This window comes from Desulfovibrio sp. (assembly GCF_018379785.1).
Taxonomy (GTDB): Bacteria; Desulfobacterota; Desulfovibrionia; order Desulfovibrionales; family Desulfovibrionaceae; genus Desulfovibrio.
This window is the reverse complement of sequence record NZ_JAGZUV010000018.1, coordinates 1-19,636: the sequence shown is the minus strand read 5'-3', so window position 1 is coordinate 19,636 and position 19,636 is coordinate 1. Positions and strand designations below refer to the sequence as shown.

The 19,636-nt window shown below is 61.6% G+C and carries 13 protein-coding genes and 1 tRNA gene; 6 read left to right on the top strand and 8 right to left on the bottom strand.

The genetic code is table 11. The features are described 5' to 3' along the window. Nucleotides 1-127: 127 nt before the first annotated feature. From KH208_RS05495 to KH208_RS05480, 4 genes are all read right to left on the bottom strand, one after another. Nucleotides 128-2,428 carry an ATP-binding protein gene (locus KH208_RS05495; RefSeq protein WP_291434530.1) on the bottom strand — a complete coding sequence of 767 codons (2,301 nt, stop codon included), beginning with the start codon at nucleotides 2,426-2,428 and terminating at the stop codon, nucleotides 128-130. A gap of 92 nt (nucleotides 2,429-2,520) precedes the next feature. After that, nucleotides 2,521-3,543, bottom strand: coding sequence for an ornithine carbamoyltransferase (gene argF / locus KH208_RS05490; RefSeq protein WP_291434528.1), 1,023 nt, complete (start codon nucleotides 3,541-3,543; stop codon nucleotides 2,521-2,523). Nucleotides 3,544-3,654: 111 nt separating this feature from the next. Next, nucleotides 3,655-4,203, bottom strand: a complete 549-nt coding sequence (locus KH208_RS05485; RefSeq protein ID WP_291434526.1) for an N-acetyltransferase — start codon at nucleotides 4,201-4,203, stop codon at nucleotides 3,655-3,657. Nucleotides 4,204-4,273: 70 nt separating this feature from the next. Next, the gene (locus tag KH208_RS05480; RefSeq protein ID WP_291434524.1) at nucleotides 4,274-6,541 is read right to left on the bottom strand and encodes an EAL domain-containing protein; all 2,268 of its coding nucleotides are present in this window, start codon (nucleotides 6,539-6,541) and stop codon (nucleotides 4,274-4,276) included. A 165-nt stretch (nucleotides 6,542-6,706) separates the two neighbouring features. Here KH208_RS05480 and KH208_RS05475 point away from each other — a divergent pair, with 165 nt between their 5' ends. Beyond that, complete coding sequence (locus KH208_RS05475; protein WP_291434522.1) at nucleotides 6,707-8,137, top strand: histidine-type phosphatase; 1,431 nt, start codon at nucleotides 6,707-6,709, stop codon at nucleotides 8,135-8,137. Between the two features lie 518 nt (nucleotides 8,138-8,655). Then, on the top strand, nucleotides 8,656-9,768 hold the full coding sequence (locus KH208_RS05470; protein ID WP_291434520.1) for an alanine--glyoxylate aminotransferase family protein: 1,113 nt from the start codon (nucleotides 8,656-8,658) through the stop codon (nucleotides 9,766-9,768). Between the two features lie 90 nt (nucleotides 9,769-9,858). On the opposite strand, the gene KH208_RS05465 is transcribed toward KH208_RS05470, so the two are convergent. Continuing rightward, nucleotides 9,859-10,875: an alpha-hydroxy-acid oxidizing protein gene (locus KH208_RS05465; protein WP_291434519.1), complete on the bottom strand. Its 1,017-nt coding sequence runs from the start codon at nucleotides 10,873-10,875 to the stop codon at nucleotides 9,859-9,861. A gap of 597 nt (nucleotides 10,876-11,472) precedes the next feature. Beyond that, nucleotides 11,473-11,549, bottom strand: a tRNA-Arg gene (locus KH208_RS05455). A 156-nt stretch (nucleotides 11,550-11,705) separates the two neighbouring features. Between KH208_RS05455 and KH208_RS05450 the strand changes: the two genes are divergently transcribed. The 4 genes from KH208_RS05450 to KH208_RS05435 all read left to right on the top strand — a co-directional run bounded on the left by KH208_RS05450 (nucleotide 11,706) and on the right by KH208_RS05435 (nucleotide 17,388). Next, nucleotides 11,706-13,130: an amino acid permease gene (locus KH208_RS05450; RefSeq protein ID WP_291434517.1), complete on the top strand. Its 1,425-nt coding sequence runs from the start codon at nucleotides 11,706-11,708 to the stop codon at nucleotides 13,128-13,130. A 32-nt stretch (nucleotides 13,131-13,162) separates the two neighbouring features. Beyond that, on the top strand, nucleotides 13,163-14,449 hold the full coding sequence (locus tag KH208_RS05445; RefSeq protein ID WP_291434515.1) for a cyanophycin synthetase: 1,287 nt from the start codon (nucleotides 13,163-13,165) through the stop codon (nucleotides 14,447-14,449). Next, complete coding sequence (selA, locus tag KH208_RS05440) at nucleotides 14,446-15,876, top strand: L-seryl-tRNA(Sec) selenium transferase (protein WP_291434513.1); 1,431 nt, start codon at nucleotides 14,446-14,448, stop codon at nucleotides 15,874-15,876. Before KH208_RS05445 ends, selA begins: the two co-directional genes overlap by 4 nt. A 129-nt stretch (nucleotides 15,877-16,005) precedes the next feature. Next, the gene (locus KH208_RS05435) at nucleotides 16,006-17,388 is read left to right on the top strand and encodes an aminopeptidase (protein ID WP_291434511.1); all 1,383 of its coding nucleotides are present in this window, start codon (nucleotides 16,006-16,008) and stop codon (nucleotides 17,386-17,388) included. A gap of 85 nt (nucleotides 17,389-17,473) precedes the next feature. On the opposite strand, the gene KH208_RS05430 is transcribed toward KH208_RS05435, so the two are convergent. Together KH208_RS05430 and KH208_RS05425 are read right to left on the bottom strand one after the other, a co-directional pair. Continuing rightward, complete coding sequence (locus tag KH208_RS05430) at nucleotides 17,474-19,300, bottom strand: ABC transporter ATP-binding protein (protein ID WP_291434509.1); 1,827 nt, start codon at nucleotides 19,298-19,300, stop codon at nucleotides 17,474-17,476. A gap of 11 nt (nucleotides 19,301-19,311) precedes the next feature. Continuing rightward, on the bottom strand, nucleotides 19,312-19,636 hold a 325-nt coding region (locus tag KH208_RS05425), incomplete at its 5' end, for a hypothetical protein (protein WP_291434507.1).

Genomic DNA, 19,636 nt, shown 5'->3' with positions numbered 1-19,636 from the left:
CGCACATACACGTTACGGGTCGATGGAACTAAAGGGCGCGCCCGGCTTGAGCCGGGCGCGCCTCTTCACAATCCTCACAGTCAAACCAGATGCTGCCGGACGGCCGCCATTCACAGGACAGGCAAATTCAAAGAAGCCAGCGCCCCACAGCCTGGTAAAGCTGCTCCGCCGCCACGGGCTTGGAAATATGCTCATTCATGCCGTATCTCCGGGCCAGCAGCGCGTCCTCCGGAAAAGCGTCGGCCGTCAGAGCGAGAATGGGAATCCGGCGCGCGTCGGCCCGGTCCCGGGCGCGGATGGCCGCGGCGGCCTCATAGCCGTTGAGCCGGGGCATCTGAATATCCATCAGAATCAGGTCATAGTCGTCCGGCGCCGAAGCGCAGAACATCTCCAGCGCGCGCTGACCGTCCTCAGCCTTGTCCACCGCGGCCCCCTTCATTTCAAGCAGACTGACCACGATTTCCCGGTTGATCTCGTTATCTTCCGCCAGCAGGATGCGCTTGCCTTCCAGGTTCGCATTCGGCGCGGACAGCGCACTTTCGCCCCCCTCCGCGTCACCGGGCAGGAGAGCGCGGCGCAGTGTGGAGCGGAACAACGGTCTGTCGAGGAAGGCATCCACGCCGTCGCGCATGGAATCGCCGTCCGCATACAGGGGCTCCCGGACAAGGATGACGCGCAACGGCTGTTCCCCGCAAAGCGCGCGGAGAGCTCCGGGCGAGGCCGCCGCCTCCGCGTCCGCCAGGCATTGTTCCAGAAGCACGGCGGCAAAATGCTCAGAACGTGTCCGCGCGGCGCTGATTTGCTCGCGGGCTTCAACAGCGCTGTGCGCGGGCACGGCCCGCAGGCCCAGATCCTCCAGCAGACGGCAGGCGCGCAGATTTTCATCCCGCTCCGCGGCCAGCACCAGCACGGCCCGTTCACAGGCCGTCCCGGCATTCTCTTCCGCCAGGCGCAACGGCAACGAGACAATAAAGCGACTGCCTTCTTCCGGCCTGCTTTCCACCCTGATGCCGCCGCCCATCAGGCGCACGATGCTTCGGCTGATGACCAGGCCCAGGCCCGTGCCCTGTATTTTACAGATGCGGGGATCGTCCGCTCTTTTGAAGGGTTCGAAAAGATGTTTGACGAAATCCTCGGACATGCCGATGCCGTTGTCCGCGATGACGCATTCAAACTGGCCCACGCCGGTATGAAGCGAAGGGAGTTCATTGATGCAGAAGGAAATGCTGCCGCCCGCGGGCGTATATTTCACGGCGTTGGACAGCAGATTGGTGAACAGTTGCTGCAGGCGGCCGAAGTCTCCCCGCACCCGCTCGTGCGCAACATCCGCCCGCACCGCGAGAGTGTGCCCTTTCTCCTTCACCAGAGAGCCGCAGACATCCAGCACGTTGCGCACAAGTTCGGCCAGTTCCATTTCTTCCGCCGCAAGGCGCATCTGACCGCTCTCGATCTTTGACATGTCCAGCACTTCATTGATCAGATTGAGCAAGTGCCTGCCGGAGGCCCGAATCTTTTTCAAGCACTCTCCGGCGCCGCGCGGATCGTTCAGCCGGGTTCCGGCGATATCGGCCATGCCGAGAATGGCGTTCAGGGGCGTGCGGATGTCATGGGACATCCGGGAAAGAAAGTCCGTCTTGGCCCGGTCGGCCGCTCTGGCGGCGCGGCAGGCGTCTTCCAGGGCTTTCTGCTGGAGCTCCTGGCGGGCCTTGATTTCCGTGATGTCAATGCCCACACTGTAAAAAGAGGGGATGCCGTCCGGGCTGGAGGCCGCGTCCCCATAGCTCAAGGTCGTGGTCAGGGTGCGCACTCCGCCCCCGCGCGTCACGATGCGCATTTCCGTAATCTCGGTTCCGCCGCTTTCCTGCAGCCTGCCCATCAACGCCGAGATCTTAGTCAGATCGTCCGGATGCACATACAGGCATTTGTTGTGCAGCTCCTGCGCGAATTCTTCAGCCGTATAGCCGATCATTTCCAGAAACCGGCCCCCGTACCAGAGAATGGTGCGGCCGTCCCTGGCGTCCACCCTGACAATGCCGCCGGGCAGACTTTGCAGAATCGAATCCCGCTGACGCTCATGGTCGGCAATGGCCCGCCTGTAGCCGGAGACGTCCGTGGCGAACTCGATGCGGGCGTTCCGGCCGTTCCAGCGGACTTTCCTGTCTTTCAACAGCAAGGTCCGCTGGAGGAGCGGATTATAAAATTCCCACTCATAAAAACCGGATTCGTTCAGGTACGTGTTGGTGCAAAACGGGCAGGGCGCATCCCGGCCTTGCAGCACCTCATGACAGCGCGGCCGGTGGGACAGCGCGGCCTCGTCCACACGAAAGAGCTCACGGCCGGCCTTATTCATGTAGAGCAGCTCATGGCTGTCCATATCGCTGACATAGACTATGCCGTCATACTCTTCCAGCATCCAGCTCAGATCCATCCCATACCCCGTTGCTCCAGTACCATAACCACGCAACACTTCGTTTTAGGTGGCAAGATCTCTTCGCCGCCGCGCCCGGCTCACGCCCGGCCTTACTTTTTCTCGAAGGACAGCGGCTCTTCAGCCAGCGTGGCCACCATCACGGCCTTGATGGTGTGCATCCGGTTTTCCGCTTCTTCAAAGGCCATATTGCGGCCGGATTCAAAAACGGCGTCGTCCACTTCCATGCATTCGATGCCGAAGCGCCGGTAGATGTCCTCGCCCACTGTGGTCTCCCGATTGTGGAAAGCGGGCAGGCAGTGCAGAAACTTGCAGTCCGGGTTGCCCGTCTTGTCCATGACGGCCATGTCCACGCGGTAGGGGGCAAGCAGTTCGATGCGTTCTTTCCAGACCTCGTCGGGCTCCCCCATGGAGACCCAGACGTCGGTATAGAGAAAATCGCAGTCCTTGACGCCCTCTTCCACGCTTTCGGTACGCGTGATTCTGGCCCCGGTGCTCCGGGCGATATGCCGCGCCATTTCAAAAACCTCGTCCGAGGTCCAGAGATCCCCGGGGGCCACGGAACGGAAATCCACGCCCAGCATGGCCGAACCGATCATCAGGGAATTGCCCATATTGTAACGGGCGTCGCCCAGATACGCCAGGCTCTGCCGGTTCAGGGGCTTGGAGCAGCATTCGCGCATGGTCAGCATGTCGGCCAGCAGTTGGGTGGGGTGCCATTCATTGGTCAGGCCGTTCCAGACCGGCACAGAGGCATATTCGGCCAGAGCTTCCACCCGGCTCTGCTCATAGCCCCGGTATTCGATGCCGTCAAAAAAACGGGACAGCACGCGGGCCGTGTCGGCCAGGGATTCCTTTTTGCCCATCTGCGAGCCGGACGGCCCCAGATAGGTGACGTGCGCGCCCTGATCATGGGCGGCCACCTCAAAGGAGCAGCGGGTGCGCGTGGAATCCTTTTCAAAAAGGATCACGATGTTTTTGTCCCGCATGAATTTGGGTTCGCGGCGGGCCTTTTTGGCCACTTTGAGTTCAGCCGCCAGATCCAGAAGATAGGTCAGATCTTCCGGGGTAAAGTCGATTTCCTTCAGAAAATCCCTCTGCTCCAGTCTGTTCATGCTCTGCTCCGGCCCATACGGGCATGGGAAAGGGTGAAAAATGAAAACGGGGGCAGAACCCCCGGCGGCGTGCAAACAAAGCGTCTCCGGCGCTCCGGGCGCCCGTGCCCGTCAAAGCGTACGGATCATGCCGATTTCGTCACATCGGTAAAATTTCGGGCATTTGCTGCACTCCACCCAGACCACGGCAGGCAGGCTTTCCCGTTGAAATTCCTGGAAGCCGCAATTGCTGAAGAAAGATTCGGCCAGGGTGAACACAAAGACCCTGGGGATGCCCAGACGGCGGCAGCGCTCCACCAGCGCGTCCACCAGCCGCCTGCCCAGGCCCTGGTTCTGGCAGGCCTGGTGCACGGCAATGGAGCGGATTTCCGCCAGATCCTCCCAGAGCACATGCAGGGAACCGCAGGCCACCACGGTTTCCCGCCCGTCGTCCGCCGCCGGGGCCGTCGCCACCATATAGTCCTGAATGTGCTGGTACAGATACTGCGGCCCCCGCGCCAACATGACGTTGGAGGAGGCATACTGGTTGATCAGGGCCGACATGCCGTGCACGTCTCCCACCCGGGCGGAACGGATTTCCAGCGCGGACGCGTCGCTGATGCGCACGTCGGGGACAATGACGGTATCCCCGGCGTCGAAGCGTGGAATGGCTATAGGCATTGCTGTTGTTACCTGCCGCTGTTTGCGGACCGCCCGACGCACGGCGCGCCCCGCGTTGTTCGCCGCATACTCAGTTCCGGGCCAAGGACATGGCAAGGTCGCCCAGGCTGTCCAGCAGGGCGTCGAAGTCCGCTTCGGGCATGGGCCGGGCAAAGACATAGCCCTGCACCAGATTACAGCCCTTAGCCTTCAGAAATTCCACCTGTTCGGCGCTCTCCACTCCTTCGGCCACGGTACGGATGCCCAGTTGCTGCGCCATGGCGATGACATTGGAAACCACGATGCGCTCGCGCTTGATATCCTGACTTTTGCGCAGGAACAGCATATCCAGCTTGAGCACGTCAATGGGCAGTTCCTTAAGCACATTGAGCGAGGAAAAACCCGCGCCGAAATCATCCAGGGAGCAGCCGAAACCGCTTTTCTGCAATTCCAGCACCAACTCCCGGAAGCGTTCGTCGAACAGGGCCAGGGACTCCGTGCACTCCAGCTCCAGCAGGCCGTCTGGAATGGCGTAGCGCTCTTTGATGTTACTGTAATACTGGAGGAAATCGTCCTGCATGATGCTCAGGCGCGAAACGTTCACCGCGATGTTCAGCGGCTCCTTGCCGCTTCTGATGCGCTGTTGCAGCCAAGCGCAGGCCTGGGAGAACATATAGCGGTCAAGCTGGACGATGAAGCCGTTGCGCTCGAAGAGCGGAATGAAGTCGCACGGCGGCACCAGGCGGTCGCCGTCAAGCCAGCGCGCCAGCACTTCCGCGCCGTGGACGCGGTTGCCGTTCTGGATATCCACCTTGGGCTGAAAATAGAGTTTGAACTGGCTCCCGCGCAGGGCGTTCTCCATCCGGCTCTCAATATCCAGCTGACGCAGGGCCAGGCCGCGCATGTCTTCGGAGTAGAACACGCAAGTGTCGGAACGCCCCTCCTTGGCCACGCGCAGGGCGATATTGGCACGGTTGAGCATGTCCATGAAAGAGAGCTCTCCGCTCCCGGCCGTATCCGTGCCGTAGACGCCCACATGCAACACCAGGGGGAAGGCGCGCGAAAGCCGGGCCGCGTCGTTTTCAATGCGTTTGCAGAGACGCTGGAACTCCCGGGAGAACTCCTCCCGGTCGCGCATAGGCCGGATGCCCGCGAACTTGTCCGCCGAGACCCGGCAGCAGAGGGACAGGGGGCCGTCGCAGGCCGCCAGCAACCCGGCGATGCGCACCAGTTCCCTGTCGCCCATCTCATAGCCGAACATCTCGTTGTAGAACTTGAAATTCTTGATGTCCGCGTACCAGATGGCGAAAATCTGATCCGGATTGTGCCGCACCAGGGAGGAAGCGTCCATTTTGAGCCGGTTGGCGTTACGCACCCCGGTCAGAGGGTCCACAAAGGCCAGGCGCTCAAGTTCGCCGCGATATCTGTTGCTGATGACGCGGACGCGCCAGAGCAGAAAGAAGGAAAGCAGCAGGGCCAGGCCGATGATCACGCAGATGCTGAACAGCAGCGCGTTGGGAGCCAGCGTCAGGGCCGCCGCGGGCACGGTGCAGAACAAAAACCAGTTGTTGACGTCCAGAGGTTCGTACGCGGCGAAATATTTCTTGCCGTCCGCAATGTAGAAAAAGACGCCGCGCCGGTGGTTCCGCAAATTTTCCAGCACCTGTTCCCGCTTGGTGTCTTCCAGGGAGCCGAGGCGGAAAATATCCCCTTCCCGGCCGCCGATCACGGCCCCGCCGGAAGAGGCCCGCAGGACGTACGCGCCGCTTCCGTCGATAAGCGACGATACGCCCTGATTGTCGAACAGGGAAATGCCGAGAATATTCAGAAAAATATCCGCCGCATTGACGGCCACGAGCACGCCGCTGATCCCTTTTTCACCATGCACGGGCACCGCGCAGTAGACCACCGCGCCGGGGCCGAGGGAATTCCGGCGCACTTCGGAAAGCGCGGGCTGGCCCGCGAGGGCCTTTTGGAAAAAAGGCTCGCCGGCCAGATTCACATTCCGGTGCAGATCCCCGCTGATGTCCACGAGATCCACACTGCCGTCGGGCTTGGCCAGACCCATGCGCAAAAAGGCGTTATTGTCATTGACTTCCTTCAGGACGGAAAGGACTTCTTTTTCCGGCACATGGCCGAGACTGACGGCCACGCCTTGCAAAGTCTGAAAATCCAGCGCGATCTGGCGCTGAAACAGGGTGCGCAGCTGATTGACGGTGTCATACAGGTAAAGCGCGTTTTCCCGCTCATTCTGCAAACTGACCTGACGCAGCAGAATCAGACCGCAGACGAGGAAAATTCCGCCGATCAGAAAACCCATCGCGTAGGTGCGTTTGATTTGTTCGGAACTGCTGAGCACTGTTTCTCACCCGAAAAATACGTTTTCCAAACAATTAGTATAGCTTTTTTCCATGAACATCTCAAGTCCGCAGGGTCGCATTTTCCAAAGGCGGCCAAAATGCCGTTGCCGCCCGTATGCTTTACGGCTATGTTGAGTGCAGCAGTCGCGGTAAGGAGGAACGGCATGCGCGCCCTGCATCTCTTTTTTTTCACCTTGGCCTGCGCTTTTTTTTTCAGTTCCCCGGCAGCCGGAGCCGTCGCGGACGGCGACGCCCGGCTGCTCAAAATAGTAGCTCTGTCCAGGCACGGTGTGCGTTCGCCCACCCAGGACGTGAAAACCCTGTCCGCCTGGAGCGCCCGCCTCTGGCCGCACTGGCCGGTGGAGCGCGGGCACCTGACGCCGCGCGGGGCGCGATTGGTCACGGCCATGTGGGCGGATCTGCGCGGCGTGTTGCTCAATCACGGCCTGCTGCCGGATGCGCTTTGCCCTCCGCCGGGCGCGGTTTTTGTGCGCGCCGACACGGACCAGCGCACCAGGGCTACGGCTCGGGCGCTGCTTGACGGCCTAGGCCCGGACTGCGCGCAGGGCTATGCCGTGGCCGAAGCCAGACCCGACCCCCTTTTCCATCCGGTCAAGGCCGGTCTGTACGCCTTTGATCCCGCGGCTACGGCCACGGATGTTCTGAATACGACCGGCGGCGGCCTGGAGCAGTTGCAGGAGGATTTCGCCGGTCCGCTGGCCCTCATCGACCAGCTGAGCGCGCCGCCTTCGCCCGAGTTGTGCAGCCGTTTCGGCCTGTCGCCGCAATGCCGTCTTTCCGATCTCCCCAACGCCGTGAGCGTCTCGCCGGAGGGCCGTAGCGTGGGCCTTGCCGGAGGCCTGGGCATCGCCTCCAGCCTGGCCGAAATCTTCCTGCTGGAGTATGGGCAATGGCCCGGCAGCGACGCCGGTTGGGGGCAGGTGGACGGCAAGACACTGAGCCAGGTGCTGCCCGTGCACAGCCGTGTTTTCGACGTGGTCAACCGCACGCCCCTGGTGGCTTGGGCGCGCGGCTCGTCCCTGCTCACGGAAATGGCTGCCGCCCTGACGGGCATGCATTATGACCAGCGCCTCAACGCGGCCTCCCTGGTGGTGTTCGTGGGACACGACACAAATATCGCCAATGTGGGCGGTCTGCTGGGCGTCAACTGGCAGGCCGAAGGCTATCCCCCCAATGACATCCCTCCGGCGGGCGTTTTGTTTCTGGAACTCTGGGGCCGGGGAGACAAGCGGGAAGTGCGGGTACGGTTTTACGCCCAGCCGCTGGAGGCGCTGCACGCGCCTTTTGACGGGGAATACCCGACTCTTGCCACCGCTCCGCAGTTACGAAGGGACGTGGTCAGCCCTGCCCAGTCTCCGGACGTCCGGAGCGCCGTTCAGAACGGACCGGAAGCGTCGGCCGATCCGCGCCGTCACGCGCCGGTGGCCGCCCGGGTCAGCGCTCCGCCCGTGGTGGGCGAAGCCCGCTTTGAACTCAGTGACTTCACGCAATTGGTACGCGACAAAACGGCGGGCGCGCCGCTGGCCCCACAGCAGGTTCCCCGGCTGCATCCGGTCAGGGACGCCGCGAAATGATTCTGCCGGAAAGACGGCGTTCGCGCCGTCTTTCCGGACATGAAACGGCTGCGGTCCGCACCGGGCCTGCGCTTTCCCGGACTGGACAAGTATTTGCTTTTGACATATTGTGCTTCGCACATGGCAGTGTTGTCCACGCTGCTTTTTTTATCCACACAAATGTGAAAAAAATCACAGTAAAACAAAAATTCCGGTTGTTACAGGCAGATAGTTCCAGATTGTGCATTCAATGAATGTCAGCATCAACAAAGCAATGCCCCGCGTTGCGTCTGCCGGACACTATTGCGCCGGATCGGAACAAGATTCGGACAGAACTAAAAATGCGCTTCTGAATACGCCGGACGGGCACGCCATGCCACTTGCCCGCGCGGCAGACACGGTTTGATGCCATTCCGTGATTTCCTACAGATCCATACAGCGTTATAGGATTTTTATTGTGCTTCTATAAGTATTGTTACAGTATTTGGATAGGGATTTTGAACATCCGGCGCACGCCACCCATAAACCAGGAGCTTGAAATGACCACAGTTTTCGGAGAATTGGATCACGTTCTGCTGATGGCCCCCGGCCCCAGCCCGGTCGCCCCCAATGTGCTCAAGGCCATGAGCATTCCCACGCTGGGTCATCTTGATCCCGACTGCATCAAGGTCATGGACGCCATGCAGGAACAGCTGCGCGCCGTGTGCAAAACCAGAAATGCCGTGACCTTCCCCATTTCCGGCACCGGCTCCGCCGGCATGGAAGCCACCTTCGTCAACCTGGTAGAGCGCGGCGACGACGTGCTGATCGTCAACAACGGCGTGTTCTGCTCGCGCATGGTGGAAGTGGCCACGCGCCTGGGCGCGCGGGTGGACGTGGTGGAGTGCCCCTGGGGCCGGCCCATTGATCCGGCCGCCGTCAAGGCCCGGCTGGACAAGAAACATTACAAGATTCTGGCCGCCGTGCATGCCGAAACCTCCACCGGCATCAACAACCCCATCGCCGCCATCGGCGAACTGGTCAAGAACAGCGACACCCTCTATCTGGTAGACAGCGTGGCCGGTCTGGGCGGCGTGGACATGCGCGTGGACGAATGGGGCATCGACGCCTTCTACAGCGGTTCGCAGAAATGCCTCTCCGTGCCTCCGGGACTGGCTCCCGCCTCCTTCTCCGACGCGGCCATGGAAGCCATTGCCAAACGCAAGACCAAGGTGCCCAACTGGTACATGGATGTTTCCCTGATCCGCAAGTACTGGGAAGGTTCGCCCCGCGTCTATCACCACACCGCGCCCATCAACATGTACTATGCCATGCATCAGGCCCTGGACAACCTGCTGACCGAAGGTCTGGACGCCTCCTTCGCGCGCCACGTGGCCATGCACCGGCGCCTGACCGACGGCTTGGCCAAGCTCGGCTTCACGCCCTACGTCAAGGAAGGCGGGGCTCCGCAGATCAACCTCTTCCTGCCGCCCGCCGGTGTGGACGCCAACGCCCTGCGCGCCTGCCTGCGCAAGGAGCACAAAATCGAAGTGGCCGGCGGCCTCGGCGACCTGGCCGGCAAGGTCATCCGCGTGGGCGTCATGGGCGAGGGTGCGCGCGAGGAACCCATCGACCGCCTGATCAACGCCATCAAGGCCTGCATAAACAAGTAAACCATCAGCTTTTCAGCTGTACATAAAACGGCGGCGGCATCTTCATGATGCCGCCGCCTTCCTTTTTTCTTCGCCGGTGGCTTTCCCGGCTCAGGCCAGCAGATGCGGCCCGGCCTCCCGAACCGAGGCGCAGCCCGTGAGCAGCATACTTTCCACAAGCTGACGCTGCATCCGGGTCAACAACATCCGGACTCCCTCCTCCTCGCCGCCCATGGCCGCGATGATCGCGGGGCGTCCGATCAGCACGGCCCCGGCGCCCAGGGCCAGCATCTTGAGCACATCCGCTCCGGCGCGCACGCCGCCGTCAACGAGCACCGTCATCCCGCGCACGCTTTGGGCGATGGCGGGCAGCACGGCGGCCGTGCCCGGCACTGCCTCAAAGGCGCGGCCGCCGTGATTGGAAACCACGATGGCGTCGCAGCCGCATTCCTCGGCGGCCAGGGCGTCTTCCACGCTGAGCACGCCCTTAAGCATAAATTTCAGTCCCAGGGCATGGGCCTTTTCCACAATGGCGCTCAGTTCCGCGCGGCTTTTGGGCGATACCGGGCGCTTGCTCTTGGCCAGAGCGGTGATGGCGGCGGTGTCGATGTCCATGCCCGCCACGCGGCAACCGGCCTGGGCGACGCGCTCCAGGCGCTCGAAAAAGGCTTCTCCGGCCCAGGGTTTGATGACAGGGATACCCCAGCCTTCGGCAGCCTGGACGGCGTTCAGCCCGCTGTCGAACACTTCGGACGTGCCGTCGCCGGTACAGGAAATGGTCCCGGCGGAACGGGCTCCTTCCGTGACCACCTGGGCAAAGCGCTCCTCGGGCAGCCCCTTGCCCATATTGAAGGGCGTGCCCGCCAGCGGAGCAATCAGCACCGGCATGCTCAAGGAGAGCCCCAATACCTCGCAGGCGGTTTCCGGAGCGCGCACCTCATGAATCAGCCGCATTTTCAGACAGACTTTTTCAAGGGCGCTTACATTGGCGCGGAACGAAGCGCCGGTGCGGATGCCGCCCATGCCCGGCAGTTCACCGGCACAGGCCTTGCCGTCGCATTGGGGGCAGACGCGGCAGGCCCCATTCATGCGCTCTCGCGCCTGTCGGCGCAGTGTTTTCATATCCATGCGGACTTTCCTCCAAGGTTGCGGTGCGGATGAAGCGGCCCGAGCCCGGGGGACTGACTCCGGCCGTCGCTCTGATCCGGCATGCCCGCTTGCGCGCGGCATGGGATTTCCTTTGCCATTCAGGCAAGTTGCTTGAAGGCGCTCCTGTTGTCAACGCCGCCGCAACGGGCCTCCGGGAAGAAAAAGCCCATCGCTCAAGATGCCGGGCGCTTGCCGGAAAATCCGCCCGGTCAGCCGCCGCAAACTCTGCAGGCCCGGTATCCGGCCGCCTGCGCAGCCTGGACCGTCGCAAACACCGCCGTGCACCGTTTACAAAAGTAGTAACGGCAGGAACTGTTGTGATAAATCCGGCTCTGTACATTGCCGTGATACGGCCCGGCGGCAACGGCAGCCACGGCAAGGCCGGACAACAGCACGCACATGACCGCCCATACGCAGACCAAGCGGCGTAGATTCCGCATAATTTCCCCCACAAACGCAGTGTTGCCATCCGCAGACTACAGTTATCCCATTTAATAACGCATAACAACTATTTCAACAGTCGGCAATAAGAAAAAGCGGAGCGCATCATTGTATGATGCGCTCCGCTGAACTCTCTGGCGCGCCCAGGAGGAATCGAACCCCCGACCAAGAGCTTAGAAGGCTCCTGCTCTATCCATCTGAGCTATGAGCGCGGAACAAAACAACGACCATCCCGCTGTTTTCGGGCTCACTATAGGGATGGCGGTCCGCCGCGTCAAGACGCGGGCACGGCTTGTTCCACGCGCCGATTGTCTGTACAGTCCGGCACGTTACGCCATAAAACAGCGCCTGTCGGCAAGGAGGGCGGCGTGGAGCAGGATCAGAAGCGGGAGTCCGGCCGGAAACTGCAACGCGGGCTGAAAAACCGGCATATCCAGATGATCGCGCTGGGCGGAGCCATCGGCACCGGCCTGTTCTACGGTTCCGCCGCCTCCATCTCCCTGGCCGGGCCGTCCGTGCTGCTGGCCTATCTGCTGGGCGGAGCCGTGATCTGGCTGATCATGCGCATGATGGGCGAAATGGCCGTGGCCGAACCCGTGAGCGGCGCATTCAGCCACTTCGCCTACAAGTATTGGGGCGAGTTCCCCGGCTTCCTCTCCGGCTGGAATTACTGGTTTCTCTATGTGGCCGTGAGCATGACCGAGCTCTCGGTAGTGGGCATCTACGTCAATTACTGGCTGCCGGATTTTCCGCAGTGGCTCACGGCTTTTCTCGTGCTGGCCGGGGTTACCGCCGTCAACCTGATTCAGGTGAAACTCTACGGCGAGCTGGAATTCTGGTTCGCCCTGATCAAGGTGGCGGCGGTTCTCGGCATGATCGGCCTGGGCGTGGCGCTGATCGTGCTGCACGCGGGCCGGGGCCCCGGTGGAGCGGACGCGCCGGACTTCGCCAATCTCTGGCGGCACGGCGGCTTTTTTCCGCACGGCGTATGGGGCATGCTGCTCTCTCTGGTGCTGGTCATGTTTTCCTTCGGCGGCACGGAACTCATCGCGGTCACCGCCGGGGAGGCCGACAATCCGAAAAAAAGCCTGCCCAAAGCCATCCGCCTGGTGCTGCGACGCATTCTGCTGTTCTACATCGGCGCGCTGGCGGTCATGATGATCATCTACCCCTGGAACAAGGTGGGCATGGACGGCAGCCCCTTTGTGCTGATCTTTTCCGGCCTGGGCATTCCGGCGGCGGCCGGAATTCTCAATCTCGTGGTGCTGTCCGCTGCCGTGTCGGTGTACAACAGCGGCGCTTACAGCAATGCGCGCATGCTCTACAGTCTGGCCCTGCAGGGCAACGCCCCGGCCTTTTTCGCCAGACTCAACCGCCACGGCGCGCCCTACCGGGGCACGCTGTTTTCCTCGCTCTGCACGGCAGTCATTGTGCTGCTCAACTGGCTTTTTCCCGGCAAGGTCTTTCTCTATGTGGTCTCCATCGCCACTGCCGCCGCCCTGCTGGCCTGGGGCATGATCGCCCTCACCCACCTCCGCTTCCGCCGCATCCGCGACGCGCGCGCCTCCAGTGGCGACGGCGGGTTCCGCGCGCCGGGCTGTCCCTGGCTGAATTATGCCTGTCTGGCCTTTCTGGCTCTGGTGCTGGCGCTGATGACCCAACTGGAAGACACCCGCCCGGCGGTCCTGCTGCTGCCTCTCTGGCTGGGTATGTTGTATACGGGCTTCCGACTGAAAAAAGCGCGCGAAAAACGCCGGGGCGCTGCGCGGGACGCCGAGGACCGGCCCCGCTGACAGACGGACCGCTTTCAGGTAGTGTGACGGCCATGCGCACGCCATTTCAAAATGTTCGGGAAGTACTGGCCCATCTTGACGGCCTGGGCCTCTTCCACATGGATCTGAGCCTGAACCGCATGCACCGCGCCCTAAGGGCCCTGGATCTGACCCGCCCCCCCTTCACGGTGGTCCAGGTTCTGGGCACCAACGGCAAGGGCTCCACGGCGGCCTTTCTGGCCTCGCTCTGCATGGCCCACGGCTGCAAAACCGGTCTGTACACTTCGCCGCACTTTGTCTCGCCCGAGGAACGCATCCGCGTGGACGGCCATCCCCGGCCGGACGAAAGCTGGACCCCGCACGCCAACGAGATCATGGCCGCGGCTCCGGACCTGACCTATTTTGAATTTCTCACGGTCCTGGCCCTGCTGCTCTTCCGGGAGGAAAAGATGGATGTGGCCGTGCTGGAAGCGGGCCTGGGGGGACGGCACGACGCCACCACCGCCGTGCCCGCCGACCTGCTCTGCTACGCGCCCATCGCCCTGGATCACAGGGACGTGCTGGGTCCCACCCTCTCGGCTATCGCAACGGACAAGGCCGCCGCCGTGCGTGGCCCGGCCCCGGTCTGCACGGCCCCGCAATTTCCCGAGGCGGCGCGCTGCCTTGAAGAAGCCGCGCGCGCCCACAAGGCCATGCTGTTCCAGGCCACGCCCCTGCCCGCCGCTTCCGCGCCCCGCCTTGGGCTGGCCGGGCCGCACCAGTTGGTCAACGCCGGGCTGGCCCTCACGGCCTGGCGCAATCTGGCCCCGCTGCTGGATAAAAGCGCCGACAACGCCCTAGCGCAGGCGCAAGGTCTGGCCCATGCCTTTCTGCCGGGCCGCTTCCAATCCGTGCCCGGCACAAAGGACTACCCGCCAATGCTGCTGGACGGCGCGCACAATCCCCACGGCATGCGCGCCCTGCTGCTGGCTCTGGATGCGGCGGACATCCGGCCCGCCGGAGCTGTTTTTTCCTGCCTGGGGGACAAAGACTGGCGCACCTCGGCCCTGATGCTCAAGCATTGGCTGGGCGCGGCCCCGCTGCTCATCCCGGTTCTGGACAATCCGCGCGCCGCCGACCCGCGCGAGGTGGCCCGGGCCTGCGACGGCCTGCCCCCGGCCACGGCCGCAGTTTTTGAAGGCCCGCGCGCCCTGCCCGACGCCCTGGCGGCAGCGCACCGTCTCGGAGGCGCGGCCCCTGAACGCCCGCTGCTGCTGACCGGCTCTCTCTACCTGCTGGCCGAATTTTTTGCGCTCTTTCCCCATCTGCTGGCGGCCGTACCGCCAAAGGCCCTGCCATGAACGAGCTTTTTCGCGCCATCCCGGCCACGGATCTCTGTCTGGATGCCCTGATTGTTGCCGATCAAAATCTGGAAGCGGCTCCGCGCGCTCTGCTGCGCGAACTGGTCACACAGTTCTGGGACGCCCGGCGGGAGGACATTCGCGCCGGGCGCTGCCGCGCGGCCGCCCAACTGAACCTGGAGGCCCAACTGCCCGCCCTGCTGGCGCACGTCCGCGCCGGGCTGCGGCCCCGGCTCAGGCCCGTGCTCAACGCCACTGGCGTGGTGGTGCATACCAATCTGGGCCGCTCCGTGCTGGCTCAAGAGGCGCGGCAGGCCGTGGCCCTGGCCGCCGACGGCTACTGCAATCTGGAGCTCAACCTGCGCACCGGCGGGCGCGGTAGCCGCTACGAACTGGTGGAGAATCTGATCTGCCGCCTGAGCGGGGCCGAGGCCGCGCTGGTGGTCAATAACAACGCCGCCGCCGTGCTGCTGATGCTGGACGGCTTCTGCAAGGACGGCGAGGTGATCGTCTCGCGCGGCGAACTGGTGGAGATCGGCGGCAGCTTCCGCATTCCGGAGGTCATGGAAAAAAGCGGCGCGCATCTGCGCGAAGTGGGGGCCACCAACCGCACCCATCTGCGCGACTATGCGGCGGCCATCAACGAAAACACCCGCGCCCTGCTGCGCGTGCACACTTCCAATTACCGCATCGTGGGCTTCCAGTCCTCCGTGCCCCTGCCGGAGCTGGCGGCTCTGGCGCGCGAGCGCGGCCTGCCGCTGTTTGAGGATCTGGGCAGCGGCAGCTTCATGGATTTTTCGCCCTACGGCCTGCCCAACGAGCCCACCGTGCCCTCGGTGCTGGCGGGCGGCGCGGATCTGGTGACCTTTTCCGGAGACAAGGTGCTGGGCGGCCCCCAGGCCGGAATCATCGCCGGGCGCAAAGAGCTGGTGGACAGGCTCAAGAACAATCCCCTGACCCGCGCCCTGCGTTGCGACAAGCTCTGCCTGGCCGCCCTGGAAGCCACCCTGCGCCTCTACCTGGACCCGGACAAGGCCCGCGAGCGCATCCCCACCCTGCGCCGCATCTGCCTGCGGCCCGAAGAACTGGCCCGGCGCGCCCGCGTCCTGGCCGTCCGCCTGCGCAAAGCCCTGGGCGATGACTGCGCCGTGAGCGTGCGCCCGGATGTCTCCCGTGTGGGCGGCGGGGCCTTTCCCCAATACGACCTGCCTACCAGCCTGGTCTGCCTCAAACCCGCGCGGATCAGCGCCACGGCTCTGAAAAACGCCCTGCTGGCTACAGACCCGCCCCTGCTGGGCCGTCTGGAGGCCGACCATTTCTGTCTGGACCCGCGTACCCTGGAAAACAGCGAGTACCCTCTGCTGCTGCGCGCCCTGCACACGGCCCTGCATGCGGCGGAAAGCAATCATGGAGCATTTTGCCATTAAAATTAGTCTGTTACTGTTCAAATGCTCGGCCTTGTGGAACAAGGCCCGCGAGATTTCCGCAGGTGGGCTTTGCCCGCCGCAACGTAGAAATCTCAAGCGTATCTGCTCTAACTAACAAGGAATATAATCATGGAAAAAACACTGGCCTACAAACCGCAAAGCGCCTGGGAAACTTACGCCGACGCCAAGCAGCGCAAAAGCATGGAAGCCCTGGCCGCCCGTTACATCGACTTTCTGACCCGCTGCAAAACCGAGCGCGAAACCGTGGACTATGTGCGCGAGCGCCTCAGCCAGGCCGGTTACAGCGAGGATTTCAGCAAGGAGCGCGTGCTGCGTCCCCTGCGCGGCAAGGCCCTGTTCGCGGCCCGGCGCGGCTCCGAACCGTTGGAAGAGGGGCTGGCGCTCATCGCGGCCCACGCGGACACCCCGCGTCTGGACTTCAAGCAACGCCCGCTCATTGAGCAGCCAGGCGTGGCCCAGGCCAAGACCCACTATTACGGCGGCATCCGTAAATATCAGTGGCTGGCGCGGCCCCTGGCCCTGCACGGGGTGGTCATACGCGAAAACGGCGAAAGCCTTGCGGTGAGCATCGGAGAAAAGCCGGGCGAGCCGGTGTTCTGCATCGCGGACCTGCTGCCGCATCTGGCCCAGAAACAGAGCAGCCAGACCATCAGCGAGGCATTTGAGGCCGAAAAGCTGAACATCATCCTGGCCCACAGCCCCAAGGCAGTGAAAAAAGGAAAGGACAAGGACGCGCCCAAGGAACCGGTCAAGGAACAGCTGCTGGAGATTCTGCACAAGAAATACGGCATCAATGAAGAAGACCTGATCACCGCCGAACTCCAGGCCGTGCCCGCCGGACCGGCGCGCTTTGTGGGCTTTGACAAGGCCCTGGTGGGCGGTTACGGGCAGGACGACCGCATCTGCGTGTTCACGGCCCTGGAAGCCCTGCTGTCGGCCGAAAGCGGCACGCGGAACATGGCCGTGATCTTCTGGGATAAAGAGGAAATCGGCTCGGACGGCGCCACGGGCGCGGCCTCGCGCTTTTTCCAGTACTGCGTGGAAGACCTGGCCCGGGCCTGGGCTCCGGGCACGCCCGCCTCGCACGTGCTGCTGCACAGCCGGGCCCTTTCCGCCGACGTGCAGGCCGCTCTGGACCCGGATTTTCAGGAAGTTCACGAAAAGCAGAACGCGGCCCAGCTGGGCTACGGCCCCTGCTTCTCCAAGTTCACGGGTTCGCGCGGCAAATACGGGGCCAGCGAGGCTGACGCCGAATTTTTCGGCGAACTGCGCGGCCTGTATAATGCCAAAGGCATTCCCTGGCAGACCGCCGAACTGGGCAAGGTGGATCTGGGCGGCGGCGGCACAGTGGCCCTCTTCCTGGCGGCTTACGGCATGCGGGTCATCGACCTGGGCCCGGCCGTGCTCTCCATGCACAGCCCCTTTGAGCTGGCCAGTTGCGCGGATCTCCATGCCACTTTGGAAGCCTACAGAGCCTTTCTGGAAGCCTGAGCCTTTTTCGGCCCGAGTTGTTGAACCGGCCACCCGTCATACGGCGGGTGGCCGGTTTTTTACTCAATACACCGCATCACCCAATTTATAATTCATGCTGCAATAAGGCCCGTTGCTCCAGAGATTGCTTATAGTCCACAAGAATTTTTTTCGGTGATCCGATACGTTGTACCTTTCCCCCGTCAATCCAGATCAAGGTGTCGCACCGCTCCACTGTTGTCAGTCTATGCGCGATGGTAATGGTTGTAATGCTCTGGGGAAGAGAAAAAATGGTATTCATAATGGCGGATTCCACGCCGCCATCCAGTGCGCTTGTAGCTTCATCAAGAATGAGCACAGACGGTTCCGCGTACAAGGCGCGGGCAATGGACAGTCGTTGCGCCTGTCCTCCAGACAGGCCGCCGCCTCCTTGTCCCAAAGTGAAGTTGATGCCACGCTGCTCCACGATATCCAGTTCGGCCATGCGGCAGGCTCGCAGAACCTTCTCTTCATCCCACGGCTTGCCCCATTGGCTGAAGGCCACGTTTTCCGCCAATGTTCCCGGAAGAATGTAGGGATTCTGCGGGACATAGCCTACACGTGCACAGTAAGCGGCCCGATCGGCAGGCGACATAGTCCTGCCGTCCACAAGCATTTCCCCCCCTGTTGGCTCGATCAATCCACTCAGAATGGAAGCAATGGAACTTTTTCCCGCACCGGACTGGCCGATAATGCCGACTTTACTTCCGCATGTAATGGAGAACGAAATGTTACTCAGACAATCAGCCTCAACCGTAGGATAACGGAAAAAAACATGCTCAAACGAGATGCTGCGTCGCAATACGAAGGTAGGAGAAGGGTCCGGCAATGAGGACACAGGATGCTGCAGAGCTTCTTCCACTTTGTCCAGGCAGTCGAGAGCGGCATGGCGTGTTCCGCGTACAACCACCAAAGCGCCAAGGGAGCGGTTGAGCAATGGCAGCACGCGCCAGGCTATCAGCATGATCATGGTCAGCACAGCTGTGATATGCACCATGGAACTGTCTAAAAAGGTCAGCATAATCCAGAGCGTCACAACAATAGACAGAAAACCGGCTGTTTCCAGTATCCATGTCGGCGCGGAAGGAGCAATACTCAAAAAAGTTCTGTATGGTATGCCTTCTTTACAGGACTTTTCAAAATTTTTGAAAAAGACGTCTTGCTGACGATATATGAGCATTTCGCGTACGCCGTGCATGGCGTTCATGGTCACCTTGTTTTGTTCCCGTGCCCATTCGGCGGCCTCCAATCCGGCGTGATCCATCGATCCTCTGAGACGTCTGTATATAGCTACGGCAAGACCGATTATGACGGCCATAACCAAAAGAATGATACCTGGCGTGGCAACAACAAGAGCCAATGCCATTGCAAGCGCAATTGCGGCGTAACTGTATACCGACATGAGATGTATAACCATGCGCCCCAGTTGATCACGCCACGACAAAGCCTGAAACATGGCGCCGCTGTCACCTGCCAGGTGCTGAATATAGGGGCTATATAAAAAATGCTGAAAAACTGTTTCACCGGCAAACAGGGAGATGCGTTCGCCCAATTGGTTAGTTTTGTAGTTAACGAAAGCTGAAATGGCATTTTTGGCTGCAATCAGACCCGCCGCCAGCGCCGCAATAAGCAGGGCGAACTGGCGCGGATCCGCAGTAAGCCCTTGTAATTGGGGGAAGTGGCTCAAAAGGCGCGCGGCGATAGGATGAGAGAGTATCCGTTCCGGCGCCGTGATGCTGACAGCAAGAAAGGAGATGGCGGCAATGGAGCCGATTTCCAGTACGGCCTGCAGCACCACACAGGCAAACACGCGTCGTGTGGCGCGTTGCAAACTGATAGGGAGAGTTTTGAGCACTCGTATGAAGTCATCAAAGGAAGATTGAAGAAAAGACATGCACAGACCGCCTAACTGCAGTCTTTCAAATGCTGTTTTTGAACATGCCGAGGATGCATATAACGCATATGCTCGCGCAATATTTTCGCATAATCCTTATATTCGTCATTGGAATTAGTTATACCATAATTTTTATTATGTATCCGCCGGTCACAAGCAACGAAGTCTATTTTAGCAATTTTGATACCGGCTTTCTCAAGACGATATGTCAAATCAATCACCTCACCGGTGATAATATCCTCACGAAAATCACCGATAATATCGAAAACTTCTTTCTTGAACAAAGTAGAACCAGTTAAAATACCATAAAAAGGCCGAGGGGTCACATACCTTGCC

Bases quoted from the DNA above. Each gene is read 5' to 3' on its own strand.
- KH208_RS05430 (WP_291434509.1), bottom strand. From the start codon at position 19,300: ATGTCTTTTCTTCAATCTTCCTTTGATGACTTCATACGAGTGCTCAAA.
- argF (WP_291434528.1), bottom strand. From the start codon at position 3,543: ATGAACAGACTGGAGCAGAGGGATTTTCTGAAGGAAATCGACTTTACC.
- KH208_RS05465 (WP_291434519.1), bottom strand. From the start codon at position 10,875: ATGGATATGAAAACACTGCGCCGACAGGCGCGAGAGCGCATGAATGGG.
- KH208_RS05445 (WP_291434515.1), top strand. From the start codon at position 13,163: ATGCGCACGCCATTTCAAAATGTTCGGGAAGTACTGGCCCATCTTGAC.
- KH208_RS05495 (WP_291434530.1), bottom strand. From the start codon at position 2,428: ATGGATCTGAGCTGGATGCTGGAAGAGTATGACGGCATAGTCTATGTC.
- KH208_RS05435 (WP_291434511.1), top strand. From the start codon at position 16,006: ATGGAAAAAACACTGGCCTACAAACCGCAAAGCGCCTGGGAAACTTAC.
- selA (WP_291434513.1), top strand. From the start codon at position 14,446: ATGAACGAGCTTTTTCGCGCCATCCCGGCCACGGATCTCTGTCTGGAT.
- KH208_RS05470 (WP_291434520.1), top strand. From the start codon at position 8,656: ATGACCACAGTTTTCGGAGAATTGGATCACGTTCTGCTGATGGCCCCC.
- KH208_RS05485 (WP_291434526.1), bottom strand. From the start codon at position 4,203: ATGCCTATAGCCATTCCACGCTTCGACGCCGGGGATACCGTCATTGTC.
- KH208_RS05475 (WP_291434522.1), top strand. From the start codon at position 6,707: ATGCGCGCCCTGCATCTCTTTTTTTTCACCTTGGCCTGCGCTTTTTTT.